Raw genomic sequence first — 16,587 nt, 5'->3', positions numbered from 1 at the left:
CAGCGAGTCGTCGGAGGTCGGGGGAGCGACCGCGTCGGGCAGGGCGGACGGCGGCGGGACGTCGCGAGGAATGTCGGTCACGTCTCGAACCTAGCGGCGCGCGGGCGCCGCCACCCAGCGTTCGTGTCCGACGCGTCCGCTCTCTGCGTTCTCAGTACCGGATCGCATCGATCACCTTGACGCGGACCGCGACCAGCGCGGGCAGCAGGCCCGCGATCGCTCCCACGACGGTCGCGGCGATCAGGCCGATCACGGCGGCGTCGACCGGGAACGGCGGGAAGTCGCTGACCATGCCCTGCCCGATGACGTCGCGCAGCCACGGGGACTGCACCACGATGATCGACACGGCCACCCCCGCGGCACCGGCGACGACGGTGGCGACCACGCTCTCCATCATCACGGCGAAGAACACCCGGCCCGCGGTCGCACCGAAACTGCGGCGGATGCCGATCTCGCGCACGCGCTGCTTCACCGTGACGAGGGCGATGTTGACCAGGCCGAGGGCTCCGAGCAGCAGGACGAGCACCGCGATGCCGATGACGACCATCTTCGTCACCAGGAGCGGATCGCCCTCCCACGTGCCCCAGTCCTGGCGGTTGACGCTGACCTCGACCCCGTCGCCCAGGGCGGCGGCGAGATCGCGTTCGATCAGCGGGGTGAGCTGATCGGCGAGCTCAGGCGGCACCCACATCTCGTACTGCGTCTGCCCGCCGCCGCCGTAGGGGTCGAACGCGACGGGCGCGGATCCGCGCTCGCCGGCGGTGGCGTCCTGCATGGCCTGAAGGTGGTCGGCGAGCATGAACATCGAGGGCTCGGACTCCCAGTTCGGCGACGGGGTGACGCCCACCACCACGGCGGTCACGCCTCCAGCGGGGATTCCGGATGCCGCTCCCGGCACGCCCTGCCCGCCGAGGGCGACCACCGGGTGAGACTCGAGCGGTGGGTCGCCCATGCGGTGCCAGAACACCTCGTTCACGATCAATCGCGGCGCGAGCTGCGCGGCGTCGTCGGCCGTGAACCACTCGCCCTCCGCCATCTGCACGCGGTGCATCTCGCCGTAGGGCTGATCGACGGCCTGGGTTCCGACCTGGATCGCCCCGTCGGCGAACGGCACGAGCTGCGAGGTGCTGAGCATGCGCGTCGCGTACGTCACCTGGTACCGCTCGACGATGCTGCGCCACGCAGCGTCGGTGGCCGCGGTATCCGGAGTCGCTCCATCGGTGCGGTACGCCGAGACGTTCAGCGTCGCCGGACGCCCCGACATGCGCTCGTTCTGCTCCTGCGTGGACTGCTGCACGATCGCCCCCAGGGCGACGACGGTGGTGAGCGAGCACACGGCGACGGCGACTCCCACCAGCGAGAGCAGCACGCGCATGCGGTGCACGCGGACCTCCTGCCACGCCTCGAGCATCGCGCCGACGAGGGAGGTGAGCGCGCGCATCAGGCGTCTCCTCGCTCGAGGGCGGCATCGCCGGGTGCGCCGTAGCCGAGATCTGGCGCGGCCAGCACTGCGGTGTCTTCGTCGCCGGCGGGAGCCATCTCGCGCCGGTCGCGACGGGTCAGCGGTTCGAGCGAGGGATCGTCGACCGCGGTGAGCACGCCGCGGTCGAGCCGGAAGTGACGGCGGGCGCGGCGCGCGATCGTCGGGTCGTGGGTGATGATGACCTGGGCGGCGCCGGTGCCGGTCGCCACCTCGTCGATCAGCTCCATGACGCTCTGACCGGTGTCGAGGTCGAGCGCGCCGGTGGGTTCGTCGGCGAGGATCAGCCGGGGCCCGCGCACGAGCGAGCGGGCGATGGCCACGCGTTGCTGCTCACCGCCGGAGAGGCGGTCGGGCAGGCTCGACAGCCGGTGCTCGAGCCCGACGAGCTCGAGCATCTCGGCGGCGATCTTCTTGCGCCGCCAGAAGGTGCGCCCCGACGAGTACAGCAACGGCATGGTGACGTTCTCGAGGGCCGTGCGCCCGGGGAGCAGGTTGAACTGCTGGAAGACGAAGCCGATCCCGGCCCCGCGCAACCGGTCGCGAGCGGCCGAGCTGTAACTCCGCACGGGCCGGTCGTCGAAGGTGATCTCGCCGCTGGTAGGCAGATCGAGCAGCCCCAGCATGTTGAGCAGGGTCGACTTGCCCGAGCCCGAGCGGCCGACGATCGACACGTGGTCGCCCGGCTCGATGGTGAGGTGGATGCCGTTCAGGATGGTCAGCGCGGGCTGATCCTGCGGGATCACCGTGCGGGTGACCTCGCGCAGCTCGAGCAGGCTCACGACGCGGGCGCCTGTTGGCAGAACATCGAGCCGTCGGGGTACACGGTGCACCCGTCGTCGGGGACGGCCATCGCGCCCGGCGCGAACTCGAGGAGCTCCTCACCCTCGGTGAGACCGTCGGTGACCTGCACCTGCGTGCCGTCGGTGAGCCCGAGTGCGACCGCGCGCTCTTCGGTGGCGCCGTCGGCGGTGGTGACCCACACGGTGCCGCTCTGCGCGGCTCCCCGCACCGCGGTGGTGGGCACGAGGAGCACGTTCTCGGCGCGACCGCCCGCGATCGTCATCTCGGCCGCGAGCCCGGCGAACACCGTCACGTCGCCCGGCACGCTGCAGGTGGCGGTCGTGCCGGAGCCGCCGCCGCTGCTGCCCGCTCCGCCCGTGCTCGAGGCCTCGCTCGCCCCGGCGGAGGGGTTCTCGCCGGTGCTTCCGGCGAGGGGAGTCGTGATGCGCAGCCCGGTGCAGGTGAACGCGGCGGGGCCACCGGTGATGGTCACCGTCGCCTCGGTCGGACGGTTCAGCAGCCGGTACTGCTGCGCGGGCTCGAGCGAGCCCGAGACCGAGAAGGTCGGCGGTGCGACGGTGCCGGCGCTCGCGCCGATCGCGACCTCCTGCCCGGCGATGACCGACAGCGAGCTGAGCGTGCCGGCGGCGGGCGCCGTGACGTCGGCATAGCGGAAGATCGCGGGCTTGGCCTTGCCCTCGGCGTCGACGCTGTCGGCGGGATCGCGCTCGATGGGCACCTTGACGTCGAAGATGACATCACCCGCCGCGACGGCGGCGCCCTGCGCGACGAAGATGCGGTTGACCGTGCCGGTGGCGGTGACCTTCATCGGCACGGCGGCGTCGGCGGCCACGGTGGCCTTGATCACCACGTCGTTCGTGATCGTGCCGAGGGTGGCGACCGCGCGCGGTTCGACGATGCTCCCCGTCGGCATGGCCGGCGAGTCGTCGACCGGCCGGTCGGGGAAGAACGCCAACTTGATGAGTGCGGCCGCCACGATGGCGACCAGAAGCATGCGCAGAATCGGAAAGACCCACGTGCGTGCGATCCCCATGAAACCCCCCGGAATGGAACCGTCGTCGAACGTTCCTCACCCTAGGGGGCGGCGGATATCGCCGATGTATCGCGCACGAGGGCGTCGGCTGCCGGATCAGTGCGGATCGGCGGCGTTCAGCCGGCGCACCGTCTCGGCGTACCGGCCCTCGGCCTCGGCGTGTCGGAGGAAGCCGACCCGGCTCACCTGCACCTCGGTCGCGTCGGGCTGGTCGCGCAGGATCTCGAACACTTCGTCCGCGAATTCATCCAAATCCATGGCGAACGAGCTCTCGCGCTGGCCCGGCAGCAGGTCGGTGGCGACCGACGGCGGCTCCAGTTCTATCACCGACACGCTCCTGCCCTCGAGCTGCAGACGGAGCGACTCGCTGAACAGATGCACGGCCGCCTTCGTCGCGTTGTAGGTGGGGGTGGCGCGCAGGGGCACGAACGCCAGACCCGACGACACGGTCATGATCGTGGCATCCGTCTGCTTCTGCAGGTGGGGGAGCAGGTGCGCGATCAGACGCAGGGGGCCGAGCACGTTGGTCACGACGGTCTCCTCGGCCGTCGCGAGCACGGCGGGGCCCTGCGTCCAGTCCTCGACCCGCATGACGCCCGCCATCGTGACGAGCACGTTCAGGTTCGGGTGGCGCTCGAGCACGTCGTCGACGGCCCCGCGGATCGAGGCCTCGTCGGCCGTGTCGATGCGGACGGTGTCGATGCCGGGGTGCGTCGCGGCGATCTCGGTGAGGAGCTCCGCTCGGCGACCGCCGACGATGACGGTGTTGCCCGCGGCGTGCAGACGCTCGGCGAGGGCGAGACCGATCCCGCTCGTGGCGCCGGGGATGAAGACGGTGTTTCCGGTGATGTGCATGCCCCCAGTGTTCGGCGTCTGCTCCGGGGCATCCAGGCCCCGTGGATCGGGGGAGCGGCGATCCCTGGATGCCGTGGCGCGCACCGACCAGGATGGAGGAATGGATCGCACGGCGATGGGGGAGTTCCTGCGGGCACGGCGCGAAGCCCTGCGCCCGGAGGACCTCGGCCTGCGACCCGGCGCGCGACGGCGCACGGCGGGGCTGCGTCGCGAGGAGGTCGCCCAGGCGGCCGCGATGTCGACCGACTACTACACGCGCCTCGAGCAGGCGCGCGGACCGCAGCCGAGCCCGCAGATGTTGTCGGCGCTCGCACGGGCCCTGCGCCTGAGCGTCGACGAACGCGACTACCTCTACCGCCTGGCCGGTCACGCCGTGCCCGACCGCCTCGGCCGCGCCGACCATGTCGCCCCCTCGCTGCAGCGCGTGTTCGCGCGCCTGTCGGACACCCCCGCCCTGGTCATCTCGCACCTGGGCGAGACGCTGCTGCAGAACGAGCTGGCGGCCGCCCTCCTGGGCGATCACGTCGGGGCGCGCGGGTGGGAGCGATTCGAGGCGTGGCGGTGGTTCGTGCGGCCCGAGACCGAGCGCGCCAGATACCCCTCCGACGATCGCGACCGTCAGAGCCGCGCGATCGTCGCCGGCCTGCGCGCGGCCGTGGGCGTGCTCGGACCGGTGTCGACCGCGGGCGAGCTCGCCGCCGAGCTCGAGGGGCGCAGCGCGGAGTTCGCCGAGCTCTGGCAGCGGCAGGAGGTCGCCCAGCGCTTCGCCGACCACAAGGTGCTGATCCACCCCGAGCTCGGCGAGATCGAGGTCGACTGCCAGGTGCTCTTCACCGAGGACCGCGCGCAGGCCCTGCTCGTGCTCACCCCCGAACCGCGCAGCGCGGCCGAGGAGAAGATCCGCGTGCTCGGTGTGCTCGGCACGCAGCGCTTCGCCACGTCCTGAACGACGGATGCCACGACCCCGGGCCGCGCGAGCGGTGGGGTCGTGGCATCCGGGATCTGCTCGGATCACTCCGCGGGAGGAGACACCACCCGCGGGGACGTCGGGTCGAGGGGCTCCCCCGTGCCGACGCGGGCGTGGCGTCGCGAGTACGCGAAGTAGATCGCGAAGCCGATGGCCAGCCAGATGAGGAAGCGCAACCACGTCTCGACCGACAGGTTGAGCATGAGGTAGGTGCAGATCAGCGCGGACAGGATCGGGAGCACCGGGTTGAACGGCACGCGGAAGCCGCGCTTGAGGTCGGGGCGCTTGCGGCGCAGCACGATCACGCCGATCGACACGAGGACGAACGCCGACAGGGTGCCGATGTTCACCATCTCTTCGAGGACGCCGATCGGGGTCACCCCCGCGACGATCGCCACGATCACCGTGACCACGATCGAGATCACCCACGGGGTGCGGAAGCGCGGGTGCACCTTGGCGAGGGAGCCCGGGAGCAGACGGTCGCGCGACATCGCGAAGATGATGCGCGTCGCACCGATCAGCAGGGTGAGCACGACGGTGGTCAGACCCGCGACGGCTCCGGCGGCGATGACCGTGGCCATCCACGTCTGACCGTGGAAGGCGAAGGCGTTGGCGAGGGCCGCGGCGGGGTTGAGCTCGGAGTAGGGCACCATGCCGGTCACGACGATGGCGACCGCGCAGTACAGGATCGTGCAGATGACGAGCGAGGCGATGATGCCGATCGGCAGGTCGCGCTGCGGGCGCTTGGTCTCTTCGGCCGTGGTCGCCACGACGTCGAAGCCGATGTAGGCGAAGAACACCAGGGCGGCACCGGCGAGGATGCCGCCGACGCCGAACGTCGCGGGTTCCAGTCCCGACAGGAACTGCAGCAGCGGCTGGGTGAGGCCGGAGGCCGACTCGGTCGGCACGGAGTCGGGGATGAACGGGCTGTAGTTCGCGGGGTTGATGAACAGGATGCCGGCGATGATCACGAACAGCACGATGAACAGCTTCACGGCGACGAGCACGAGGTTCACGCGCAGCGACTCCTTGATGCCCACGGTCATCAGGCCGCCCAGCACGAGCACCAGCAGGATCGCGGGCACGTCGACCACGCCGCCGTACGAGATGGCCTCGGGCAGGGTGATGCCGAGCTGCTGCAGGAAGGTTCCGAGGTAGGCGCTCCATCCCTGGGCGACCACGCTCGCGCCGAGGAACATCTCGAGGATGAGGTCCCAGCCGATGATCCACGCGAACAGCTCACCGAGCGATGCGTAGGAGAAGGTGTAGGCCGAGCCCGAGACGGGCACGGTCGAGGCGAACTCGGCGTAGCACATCGCCGCGAGGCCGCACGCGATCGCGGCGATGATGAAGCTGATGACCACGGCGGGGCCCGCGACGTCGTGGGCGGCACGGCCGGTCAGGGTGAAGATGCCGGCGCCGATGACGACGCCCACACCGAACACCGTCAGATCGAGCGCGCTGAGGGACTTCTTGAGCCGGAATTCGGGCTCATCGGTGTCGGCGATGGACTGCTCCACCGACTTGGTACGGAAAAGGCTCACGGGACGCTTCCTCTGTCTCTGGTGATGTCCCAGGAGCGAACACCACCCGTGGAGGATAGTCCCTCGCGTACGCCCCCATCCATCGCTTGCGAACCCGGCCGACGGCACTCGAATAGCAGATGGAATTGTCGTGCGGGTAATTCATCGATTACAGGTGTAAGGTTTTTCGTATTATGGCTATGAAGCACATCACGCACCTCGTCGACGATCTCGACGGTTCCGTCCTCGAAGACGGGCAAGGAAAGCAGATCACCTTCTCCGTCGAGGGTCGCGCTTATGAAATCGACCTCTCCGACCGCAACGCCGACAAGTTCTATTCGGCGATCGCCCCCTTCGTCGACGCCGCCCGATCGGTTTCGCGCGGCAACACGACCGCCCGTCGCACGCGCACCGCGCGTCGTTCGAGCGACGTCGACCTCGGCGCCGTGCGCGAATGGGCACGCGCCAACGGGCACACCGTGAGCGACCGCGGTCGCGTTCCGGGCACCGTGCTCGACGCGTACGCGGAAGCGAATTCCTGATCGCGTTCCCTTTGCGGTGACCGGCGTTCCGCGCAGGTACGAGCCTTGAGCACCACCACGGCAGCGTTCGCCGTGGTGGTGCTCGACCGTGTGGCGACGGGGGTTCCCCGGCGAGGGCACTTCGACACTTTCCGCGGATGCGGTGAAAGCTGACGAAGGTGCGGGTGAATTTGCAATCCGTCGGGGGGAATGGCTTAGACGTGGGCCTTATCGTCGCGTCATGGCGAAAAAGCACATCACGCAGATGATCGACGATCTCGACGGCCGCATCATCGAAGACGGAACGACCCTCACGTTCTCGCTCGAAGGTCGGGCATATGAAATCGACCTTTCACATGCCAATGCCGCGAGACTCCGCGACGCATTTCACCCGTTCATCTCGGCCGCGCGTGTCACCGGATCCACGGCGACGACAGTGCGCCGAACTCCGCGTGGCCGTGCGATCCCCACTCGCGATCTCACCGACGTCCGCACGTGGGCGCACGAGAACGGCTACGCCATCAACGAGCGCGGTCGCATCTCCTCCGCCGTCCTCGAGGCCTACGACGCCGCACACTGACGGCGTCGCCTCGCCTCGTTCACGTTTCGCCCGCGTCGAAGAGACCGGATGCCCCGCTGAGCGGCATCCGGTCTCTTCTGCGTCGGGGCTGTGCCGTGGGGGGTCAGACCAGGGCGGTGCGCCCGGCGCCGGCGGCGAGGCGCTCGGCGGCGAGACCCTCGGCCGCGGCCAGCGGGGTGACACCGCGCACGGCGGCCTCGTCGAAGACGCGGCGGATCGTGTCGCCGATGCCCGCCACTCGACCCATGATCTGCTCGAGCGTGCCCTGCTCCTTCGCGACGCCGTCGAGGTAGATCACGCCGCCGGCGTTGACCACGAAGTCGGGGGCGTACAAGATGCCGCGGGCCGCCAGTCGATCGGCGCCGGAGCGCTCGGCGAGCGGGTTGTTGGCCGGACCGCAGACGCTGCGCGCGTCGAGGGCGTCGATGACCTCGTCGGTGAGCACGCCACCGATGCCCGCGGGCACGAACACGTCGGCGGGCACGAGGTGCGCCTCGCTCGGCTCGACCCACGCGGCGCCGAGCTCCGCGGCGGCGGTCCGCTTGGCGGGGTTGACGTCGGTGACGGTGAGCTCGGCGCCCTCGGCGGCGAGGCGCTCTGCGAGGCGACCGCCGACCTGGCCGAGACCGGCGATCGTGATGCGGCGGCCGACGACGTCGCCGGTGCCCACGGCCCGCTCGAGCGTCGCCACGAGGGAGGCATAGACGCCGAGGCTGGTGGGGCCGGCCGGTTCGCCGGAGCCGCCGACGGAGTCGGGCAGACCCACGACGTGCGCGGTGCGCTCGCTGACGACCAGCATGTCGTCGGTGGTCGAGCCCACGTCTTCGGCGGTGCGATACAGCCCGCCGAGGCTCTCGACCGCATCGCCGAGGTCGAGGAACGCGGCGCGGCGGCGGTCGGCGTCGAGCACGGTGCCCGGGGGCAGACCGATCACCGACTTGCCTCCGCCGGCGTCGAGCCCGGCGGCAGCGTTCTTGAGCGTCATCGCGGCCGACAGGCGCAGCGCGTCGCCGAGGGCGTCGGTCCACGAGGGGTAGGTCCACAGGCGGGCACCGCCGAGGGCGGAGCCCAGAACCGAGGAGTGCAGCGCGACGGCGATGAAGAGGCCGCTGCGCCGCCCCGTGATCACCTCCACGCGCTCGTGGGTGAAATCGGGCAGGGGCAGGGCGTGGGTCATCGCGTTCCTTGTCGTCGGCCGCCTTGTGGGCGGCACTTCCCGGATGCCGCGGCGTTGCGGCATCCGGGATCCATTCTGACGCGTCGCCGGGCGTCACGCGAGCGTCGGCGCGGCGATCCGGTCGCGATCCGCGCGAGCGCATCTGGCCGACCCGCGCTCGCGCCCGACCGCTCGCGGTGCGCGCTCTAGGCTGTCGGGCATGACCGACGCCCTTCCCGCCCGTAGCCGCCTGGTCGCCGCCGCCCTCGAGGAGGCGGGCATCGCCGGCCGCATCGTCGTGCTGCCGGATGCCGCGTCGACGGCCGCTCTCGCCGCGGCCGCCCTCGGCGTCGAGGTCGGCGCGATCGCCAACAGCCTCGTGTTCTGGAGCGATGGCGAGCCTCTGCTCGTCATGACCAGCGGTGCGCACCGTGTCGACACGGCGGCTCTCGCCGAGCGACTCGGGCGCGGCGGCATCCGTCGGGCGACCCCCGAGCAGGTGCTCGCCGCGACCGGCCAGCCCATCGGGGGAGTGGCCCCGACCGGACACCCCGCGCCCCTGACCACGGTGGTCGACGAGGACCTCGCGGCGTTCCCCGAGATCTGGGCCGCGGGCGGCACGCCGCACACGGTGTTCCCGCTGACGTTCGACGAGCTGGTGCGGTTGACCGGCGGAACGGTGGCGCGGGTCGCCTGAGTGCGGGCGGCGCTGACCTGGGGCTTCGGGGCGGCGCGGCGTCTGTTCGTGGCCCCGGGGCCATCTTTGGTGCCCCGGGGCCACTTCGCGCGCCCCGTGAGGGCGGGTAGGGCCCACTGCGGCGCCCCGGGGCCACGTAGAGCGCCCCATCGGGGAGATGGGGTCCGCTGCGGATCGGCGGTATTGCCCGGGGGAGGCCTGCGCGGCGTCTGACCGTGGCCCCGGGGCCACTTTCGGCGCCCCGGGGCCACGGGGAGTGCCCCATCAGGGGGGACGGGGCCCGCTGCGAGGCCCCGGGGCCACGTCGAGCGCCCCATGAACAGGGAAGGGCCGGGCGGCGGCGGTTCGGGGCGGCGCCGCCCGGCGGGCTCACACCCCGGGGGCGGGTGTGAGCGCTGTGAGGCAGACCACCGCAGCGGCGGCCGACCACGCCTGCGGACGGCAGGCGGCCGGGTAGGGCGTCGGCACCGACGAGTGGGTGCGCGGGTCGCCCGCGTGCAGCTCGGGCACGCGATAGGCGAAGCCCTCGGCGGCATCGAGCAGACCGTCGACGACCGACCGCGCCTCGCCGTGCAGGCCCGCGCGCAGCATGCCGTGCGCGGCGATCGCGGTGTCGTGAACCCAGACGCTGCCCCCGTGGTACGACAGCGGCCAGTATCCGGCGGCGCCGGTCGACATGGTCCGGATGCCGTATCCACTCGACATGCTCTCGTCGAGCAGCAGCTGGGCGACGTGCGCCTCTTCGGCGGGGGAGAGGATGCCGGTGCCGAGCAGGTGCCCGATGTTGCTCGTCAGCGTGTCGACCGGACGCTTGTCGCGGTCCAAAGCGACGGCGGGGTAGCGGCCCTCGGGCGTCTCGACCCAGTACGTCGCGGCGAAACGCTCCTTCAGGTCGGCGGCCCAGGCGCGCCAGAACGCGACGTCGTCGGCATCCGTCCCCTCGCCGAACCGCTCGAGCAGGTCGGCTCCGGCGAGGGCGGCCTCGTAGGCGTACGCCTGCACCTCGCACAGGGCGATCGGACCCTCGGCGAGGCTGCCGTCGCGCCACTGGATCGAGTCGCCCGAGTCCTTCCACCCCTGGTTCGACAGGCCCGTGCCCATGCGGTCGATGTAGTCGAGGAAGCCGTCGCCGTCGCTGTCGCCGCTGTCGCGGATCCAGCCGAGGGCGCCGCGGAGCGTGGGGAGCAGCTCGCGCACCTCGGCCTCGGGCATGCCGGCGCGCCAGGCGTCGGCGAGCAGGCAGATCCACAACGGGGTCGAATCGACGCTGCCGTAGTACTTCGGCGGCAGCACGATGCCCTCGCCGGGGATCTCGAGCGCCGAGGCCCGCAACTCGTGCAGGATCTTGCCCGGCTCCTGCGCGGTCTGCGCGTCGTCGTCGGCGCCCTGCAGACGGGCGAGAACGCGCAGGGTGGATGCCGCGATCTCGCGGTCGAGCGGGAGCGCGAGCCGCGCCGCCCAGATCGAGTCGCGGCCGAAGAGCGTGAAGAACCACGGCGCTCCGGCGGCGAAGAACTCGTCGTCGGGGTGATCGGGGAGCACGAGCCGCAGGGCGTCGAGGTCGTCGAGAGCCGTGCGCAGCCATCGCGACAGGCGCGGGTCGGGGGCGGCCTCGGCGAGGGCAGCGGCATCCCACCGGGCGGGGGCGGTGGCCGAGCCCACGACGAGGGTGTCGTCGCGCAGCGTCAGCGTCCAGCCGATCTCGGCGGAGCCGAAGGGAGCGATCTCGACGTCCCACACGGCCTCGACCTCGTGATCGGTCAACGCCACGCGGGCGCCCGGAGCGACGAGGTCGAGGCCCTGGGCGCCGGCATCCACCCGGGCTTCGTCTCCCTCGATGACGGTGTCGGCGTCGCGAGCGGCCGCGTGACCCGACTTGACCTCGTGCAACTGGGCGAACTCGGGAGTGAGCGCCAGGCGCAGGGTGGTGCGGATCGGGTGATCGACGCGCGAGTGCACGGTCCACGACTCGCTCACCACGCCGTCGGCGATGCGGCGGTCGCGCAGCAGCCGCACCTTCGGGTCGGGGGTGGTGTCGTCGAGCCCGCGCAGCAGTCCGCCGAAGACCACGCGCGAGGCGCCGTCGGGGGCGGTCGAGATCCATTCGATCGGTGAGCCGTCGCAGCTCGCGGCGAGCGCTCGCACGTGTCGCACGTCTCCGTGGTAGACGCCGTGCACCGCGGCCGTGCCCATGTCGCCCGTGCCGTCGGACCACACCTGGGTGGGGGCCCGCAGCACGATGAGCGCATCGCTGAGCAGCGGTTGAAGGGGAGGGGAGTCGACCGTCGTCCCGGCAGGCGAGGTGGTGGGGGCGGTGGTCATTCTTTGACGGCTCCTTCGCTGGCGTTCATGATGCGGCGCTGGAAGATGAAGAACACCACGGCGACCGGGATCGTCATGATGGCCGCGGCCGCGAGTTTGAGGGGGAATTGGCTGCCCTGGCTGAGCTGACCGCTCGCCAGCGCCGCCACGCCCTTGGTCAGGGTGGTGAGTTCGGGCGACTGGGTGGAGATGACGAAGTGGCTCAGCTCGTTCCACGATCCCTGGAACGACAGGATCACGATCGTGATGAGCGCGGGCCGGGCCATCGGCAGCACGACCGACCAGAAGATGCGGAACGTGCCGGCGCCGTCGATGCGGGCCTGCTCCTCGACCGAGGGCGGGATCGACTCGAAGAAGTTCTTCATGATGAACACACCTGCGGCATCCACCAGCAGCGGCAGGATCATGCCGGCGTACGAGTCGTAGATGCCGAGCTGGTTGATCACGAGGAACTTCGGGATCAGCAGCACCACCGTGGGCACGGCCATCACGGCGATCAGGGCGGCGAACACGACCCCGCGGCCGCGGAACTGCAGGCGGGCGAGGGCGTACCCGGCGAGGGAGTTGAAGAACACCCGGCCGGCGGTGACGAACACGGTCACCACGACCGAGTTGCCGAACCACGCGGGGAAGTCGGAGTTCAAGAACAACCGCTCGTAGGCCGCCCACGTGAACGGCTGGGGCGCGAGCGAGATCGGGTCGGCCGCCGCCGCGGCATCCGTCTTGAACGACGTCGCCACCTGCACGAGGAACGGATAGAGGTAGATGACCGCGAGCACGATCAGCAGGACGTAGAGACCGATCTGCCAGCGCAGGGCCTTGCCCGACATGCGGTGCTTGACAGGCCGCGACGGCCCGTCGATGCGCTGCTCGGCGAGGACGGTGGTCTGGGGAGAGGCCGTGGCGGTCATCGCTTCGCTCTCTTCTGTGCGGGCACCTCGTACTGCCGCAGCCGTCGGCGCGAGACCGGGCGGTCGCGCAGCACGAAACGCTGCAGGATCGTGAGCGCCACGATGATGACGAAGAGCACGAAGGCGATCGCCGCACCCTGACCCCACTGCTGCGACAGGAACGCCGACGAGTAGCTGAGGTAGGCGGGCGTCAGCGTGGTCTTTCCGGGACCGCCCTGCGTGCCGGTGTAGATCTGGTCGAACACCTGCCACGTGCCGATGAGGCCGAGGGTCAGCACCGTGAACAGCACGGGCTTCAGCTGCGGCAGGGTCACGCGCCAGAAGCGCTGCCAGCCGGTCGCGCCGTCCATCATCGCGGCCTCCTGCACGTCGGCACCGATGTTCTGCAGGCCCGCGATGAACAGCAGCATGAAGGTGCCCGAGGTGGTGAACACGGCCATCAGGATGAACGCCGACATCGCGACCGAGGGGCCGGCGAGCCAGTCCCACCACGAGACGCCGAGCATCGTGTTGCCGGTGAGGAAGGCCGGGCCGCTGGTGATGCCCACGGCTCCGAGCAGATTGTGCACGACGCCCGACGGATCGCTGAACCAGTTCGGTCCGTTGATGCCGAGCCACGACAGCACCTCGTTGACGGCACCGGATGCCGAGAAGAGGAAGAGCCACAGCACGGTGATGGCCACCGAGCTCGTGACCGAGGGGAAGTAGAAGGCGGTGCGGAACAGGCCGCGTCCGCGCAGGACTGCGCGGTTGACCAGCACCGCGAGGAAGAGCGACAGGGCCGTCTGCAGCGGCACGACCAGCAGCACGTACCAGGCGTTGTTGCGCAGCGCCGTGCCGAAGTCGCGCTCGGCGAGACCTCCGCCGGTGGTGACGGCGGCGTAGTTGTCGAGACCGACGAAGCCGACGTTGGACGAGAAGGGGCTGCCGCGCCCGGTCCAGTCGGAGAAGCTCACCCACAGCGCCATGAGCACGGGGACGAGCAGGAACACGCCCAGGATGATCAGCACGGGGGCGGTGAAGAGCCAGCCGGCGGCGGCCTCGCCGCGCCGGATCCCCGGGGAGGAGGATCCGGCGCGACGCGGCGCTGAGGTGAGAGCACTCATGGTTACTTGGTGATGGCCTCGAGGTTGGACTGCGCCGTCTGCAGCAGCGACTGCGGGTCACCCGTCTTCAGCGACTCCAACTGCGCGTTGAAGTCGGTGATGACGTCGGCGGCACCGGCCATGTTCGGCGGGAACTGCGCGTAGTCGGCTCCGGAGAGGAACGCCGTGAGGTCGGGGTTCGCTGTGCTCCACGCGTCGGCGGCCGACTGGATGGAGGGCATCGGGCCGAAGGCCTTCGAGAACGCCAGCTGCTGGTCGGTGCTCGTCAGGTACTCCACGAGCGAGCGGGCCTGCTCCTGGTTGCCGCTGTCGGCGGCCATGCCCCAGCAGTTGGTGAACTGCAGCGTGCCCTTGCCCCCGGGGCCCGCGGGCAGTTCGGCGACCTGGTACTTCACGTCGGGGTAGTCGGCCGACATGGCGCCGGTGATCCAGTTGCCCTCGATGACCATCGCGGCCTTCTGGGTGCCGAACGCCTCGCCGCCCCAACCCGCGCCCACATCCGACGCGAAGGCGAAGGTGCCGTCGTTCAGGTGCGTCTTGACGTAGTTCAGCGCCTCGACGTCGGCGGAGCTGTCGGCTGTGGCCGTGCCGTCGGAGACGAGTCCGCCTCCGGCCTCGGCCATGAAGGCACCGACGCGCTGGTACTCGGCGCCGAACGCGAGACCGACGCGGCCGTCGGTGGTGAGCTTCTGGGCGACGGATGCCAACTGGTCCCAGGTCGTGGGGACATCGGCATCCGTCAGCCCTGCCGCCGACCACAGGTCGGTGTTGATGATCAGGGCCAGGGTCGAGAAGTCCTTGGGTGCGCAGTAGAACTTGCCGTCGACGGTGAAGTTGTCGACGAGCGAGGGGTAGAAGTCATCCTTGTTCGCCAGGTCGTCGCCGTACGCCGCGATCGAGCCGTTCGCCGCGTATCCGGCGAGGGCCTCGGGGGCGAGGTAGAACAGGTCGGGCGGCGAGCCCGCCGCGAATCCCTGTGAGAGCTGCTGGGGGAGGTCGTTGGCGGTCTGGACCTCGGCCTGCACGCCCGACTGCTCGCTCCAGGCGGCGACGGCGTCGGTGACGGCCGTGGTCTCGGCGTCGCCCGAGGAGCCGATGAGGATGCTGAGCTTGCCCGAGCCCGAGGCCTGGGATTCGCCGGGGGTGTCGTTGAATCCGGAGCCGCACGCGGTGAGCGTGAGGGCTCCGGTGGCGAGAAGTGCGCCGGCGGCGAGCCAGTTCCGGGCGGTGTGCCGTGTCATGTGTCTCTCTCCTTCGATGAGGCATGCGACCCCTCCGGGTGCTCGGAGGGCCGTCAGTTTGATCGTTCAAATGACGGTCCGACAACGCTAAAGAACGGCGGTGCGAGATGTCAAGCGGTTGCCCCTCGGCCTAGGCTGACGGTCTGGCCGCCCGGTCTGCACCCGCCGTCACTGCGCGCGATGCGGATGCCGCGAGCTCCGGCGACCGGATGCGACCATCGACGCAGGGGGAGACGAGACATGGCGAAGGCGCCCACCGTCGACGACGTCGCGCGCGTCGCCGGGGTCTCGCGGCAGACCGTGTCGAACGTCGTGAACACCCCCGACATCGTGCGCGAGGCCACCCGCCTGCGCGTCGAGGCCGCGATCGCCGAGCTCGGCTACCGCCCGCACGCCGCCGCCCGCCGTTTGCGCACGCGCCGGAGCTCCACCATCGGCATCCATCTCGATCCGTACGCCGGCGGGATCTCGGGCGTCGTGCTCGACCGCTTCGTGCACGCCCTCACCGAACGCGCGGGCGAGCGCGACATGCGCGTGCTGCTGTACGCCGCGCGCACGCCCGAAGAAGAGATCGCCCGCCTCGGCGACCTGCTCGAGGGGGGAGAGGTGGATGCCGTCGTCATCACCGGCACCTTTCATGGCGACCCGCGCACGGGGTGGCTGCTCGACCGCGCCCTGCCGTTCGTCTCGTTCGGCCGACCGTGGGGCGAAGACGACGTCGAAGCCCCCGCGCACCTCTGGGTCGACGTCGACGGAGCGGCCGGCACGGGCGCCGCGACCGCGCACCTGCTCGGGCGGGGTTCTTCGCGGATCGCCTTCCTCGGTTGGCCGGGCGGATCCGGCACCGGCGATGAACGCGAGCGCGGCTGGCGCGAGAGCGCGGCCTCGGGACCGCGGTGGGTCGTCGAAGAGAACGTCTCGGCCGCGCGCGACGTGGTCGCCGCAGGGCTCGCCGCCGACCCGGGCGTGACGGGCATCGTCTGCGCGAGCGACTCGCTCGCGATCGGCGCGCACCTCGCCGTCACCGTCGCCGGCCGCCCCGACATCACGGTCATCGGCTTCGACAACACCCCCGCGGTGGAGGCGCTCGGCCTCTCGAGCGTCGAACAGTTGCCCGAGAAGGTGGCATCCGGAGCCCTCGACCTGCTCATGGGCGAGAACGGCACGGTCGTCGCCCCTCGCGTGCCGACGGCGGGCGCGGCGCACGTGTTGGTGGAGCCGCGTCTCGTCGTGCGCTGAGGCGCTGAGGGGCTCGCGCGCGCGGAACGCCCGGGTTGGTGTGGGGCGGGATTTGTCGTCAGGGGCGGAAATCACACGCCCCAAACGACGAAACTCGCCCCGAACAGGCGTGAGGTGGATCCCGGTCGCGGGGCGCGGTTTCGGGGCGCTCG

Annotated in this window: 15 protein-coding genes; 5 read left to right on the top strand and 10 right to left on the bottom strand. The window is 70.8% G+C overall.

Going from position 1 to position 16,587, the window contains the following annotated elements; genetic code table 11:
• Positions 1-151: 151 nt before the first annotated feature.
• The 4 genes from M3667_RS11350 to M3667_RS11335 all read right to left on the bottom strand — a co-directional run bounded on the left by M3667_RS11350 (position 152) and on the right by M3667_RS11335 (position 4,172).
• Positions 152-1,441, bottom strand: coding sequence for an ABC transporter permease (locus tag M3667_RS11350; RefSeq protein WP_251508088.1), 1,290 nt, complete (start codon positions 1,439-1,441; stop codon positions 152-154).
• Positions 1,441-2,262, bottom strand: coding sequence for an ABC transporter ATP-binding protein (locus M3667_RS11345; protein ID WP_251508086.1), 822 nt, complete (start codon positions 2,260-2,262; stop codon positions 1,441-1,443). The genes M3667_RS11350 and M3667_RS11345 overlap by 1 nt, the downstream gene beginning before the upstream one ends.
• Complete coding sequence (locus M3667_RS11340) at positions 2,259-3,278, bottom strand: efflux RND transporter periplasmic adaptor subunit (RefSeq protein WP_251508084.1); 1,020 nt, start codon at positions 3,276-3,278, stop codon at positions 2,259-2,261. Before M3667_RS11340 ends, M3667_RS11345 begins: the two co-directional genes overlap by 4 nt.
• 135 nt (positions 3,279-3,413) lie before the next feature.
• On the bottom strand, positions 3,414-4,172 hold the full coding sequence (locus tag M3667_RS11335; RefSeq protein WP_251508082.1) for an SDR family oxidoreductase: 759 nt from the start codon (positions 4,170-4,172) through the stop codon (positions 3,414-3,416).
• A gap of 100 nt (positions 4,173-4,272) precedes the next feature.
• Here M3667_RS11335 and M3667_RS11330 point away from each other — a divergent pair, with 100 nt between their 5' ends.
• Positions 4,273-5,118, top strand: coding sequence for a helix-turn-helix transcriptional regulator (locus tag M3667_RS11330; protein WP_251508080.1), 846 nt, complete (start codon positions 4,273-4,275; stop codon positions 5,116-5,118).
• A gap of 65 nt (positions 5,119-5,183) precedes the next feature.
• Here the strand turns inward: M3667_RS11330 and M3667_RS11325 are convergent, their stop codons facing one another.
• The gene (locus M3667_RS11325; protein ID WP_251508078.1) at positions 5,184-6,683 is read right to left on the bottom strand and encodes an amino acid permease; all 1,500 of its coding nucleotides are present in this window, start codon (positions 6,681-6,683) and stop codon (positions 5,184-5,186) included.
• Between the two features lie 179 nt (positions 6,684-6,862).
• On the opposite strand from M3667_RS11325, the gene M3667_RS11320 reads away from it, so the two are divergent.
• Both M3667_RS11320 and M3667_RS11315 read left to right on the top strand, forming a co-directional pair.
• Positions 6,863-7,204 (top strand): Lsr2 family protein, encoded by a 342-nt coding sequence (locus M3667_RS11320; RefSeq protein ID WP_307212703.1) that lies wholly within the window; start codon positions 6,863-6,865, stop codon positions 7,202-7,204.
• A 220-nt stretch (positions 7,205-7,424) separates the two neighbouring features.
• Positions 7,425-7,763 (top strand): Lsr2 family protein, encoded by a 339-nt coding sequence (locus M3667_RS11315; protein WP_251508074.1) that lies wholly within the window; start codon positions 7,425-7,427, stop codon positions 7,761-7,763.
• 103 nt (positions 7,764-7,866) lie between these two features.
• On the opposite strand, the gene M3667_RS11310 is transcribed toward M3667_RS11315, so the two are convergent.
• Positions 7,867-8,940: a Glu/Leu/Phe/Val dehydrogenase family protein gene (locus M3667_RS11310; RefSeq protein WP_251508072.1), complete on the bottom strand. Its 1,074-nt coding sequence runs from the start codon at positions 8,938-8,940 to the stop codon at positions 7,867-7,869.
• A gap of 199 nt (positions 8,941-9,139) precedes the next feature.
• Here M3667_RS11310 and M3667_RS11305 point away from each other — a divergent pair, with 199 nt between their 5' ends.
• Positions 9,140-9,616, top strand: a complete 477-nt coding sequence (locus tag M3667_RS11305; protein WP_251508070.1) for a YbaK/EbsC family protein — start codon at positions 9,140-9,142, stop codon at positions 9,614-9,616.
• A 369-nt stretch (positions 9,617-9,985) separates the two neighbouring features.
• Here M3667_RS11305 and M3667_RS11300 read toward each other — a convergent pair whose 3' ends face one another.
• From M3667_RS11300 to M3667_RS11285, 4 genes are read right to left on the bottom strand one after another with little or no spacing between them, the layout of a single operon-like run.
• Positions 9,986-11,938: a glycogen debranching N-terminal domain-containing protein gene (locus tag M3667_RS11300; protein WP_251508068.1), complete on the bottom strand. Its 1,953-nt coding sequence runs from the start codon at positions 11,936-11,938 to the stop codon at positions 9,986-9,988.
• Positions 11,935-12,849, bottom strand: a complete 915-nt coding sequence (locus tag M3667_RS11295) for a carbohydrate ABC transporter permease (protein ID WP_251508066.1) — start codon at positions 12,847-12,849, stop codon at positions 11,935-11,937. Before M3667_RS11295 ends, M3667_RS11300 begins: the two co-directional genes overlap by 4 nt.
• A complete protein-coding gene (locus tag M3667_RS11290) occupies positions 12,846-13,955 on the bottom strand; it encodes a carbohydrate ABC transporter permease (RefSeq protein WP_251508063.1) in 1,110 nt (369 codons plus the stop codon). The genes M3667_RS11295 and M3667_RS11290 overlap by 4 nt, the downstream gene beginning before the upstream one ends.
• A gap of 2 nt (positions 13,956-13,957) precedes the next feature.
• Positions 13,958-15,196, bottom strand: a complete 1,239-nt coding sequence (locus M3667_RS11285; protein ID WP_251508061.1) for an extracellular solute-binding protein — start codon at positions 15,194-15,196, stop codon at positions 13,958-13,960.
• 240 nt (positions 15,197-15,436) lie between these two features.
• On the opposite strand from M3667_RS11285, the gene M3667_RS11280 reads away from it, so the two are divergent.
• Positions 15,437-16,435 carry a LacI family DNA-binding transcriptional regulator gene (locus M3667_RS11280; protein WP_251508060.1) on the top strand — a complete coding sequence of 333 codons (999 nt, stop codon included), beginning with the start codon at positions 15,437-15,439 and terminating at the stop codon, positions 16,433-16,435.
• The last annotated feature ends 152 nt before the right edge of the window (positions 16,436-16,587 follow it).

This window comes from Microbacterium sp. P26 (genome assembly GCF_023712585.1).
Classification (GTDB): domain Bacteria; phylum Actinomycetota; class Actinomycetes; order Actinomycetales; family Microbacteriaceae; genus Microbacterium; species Microbacterium algihabitans_A.
Note: the sequence above shows the minus strand (reverse complement) of the source record. Positions and strands in the feature narration are given on the sequence as shown.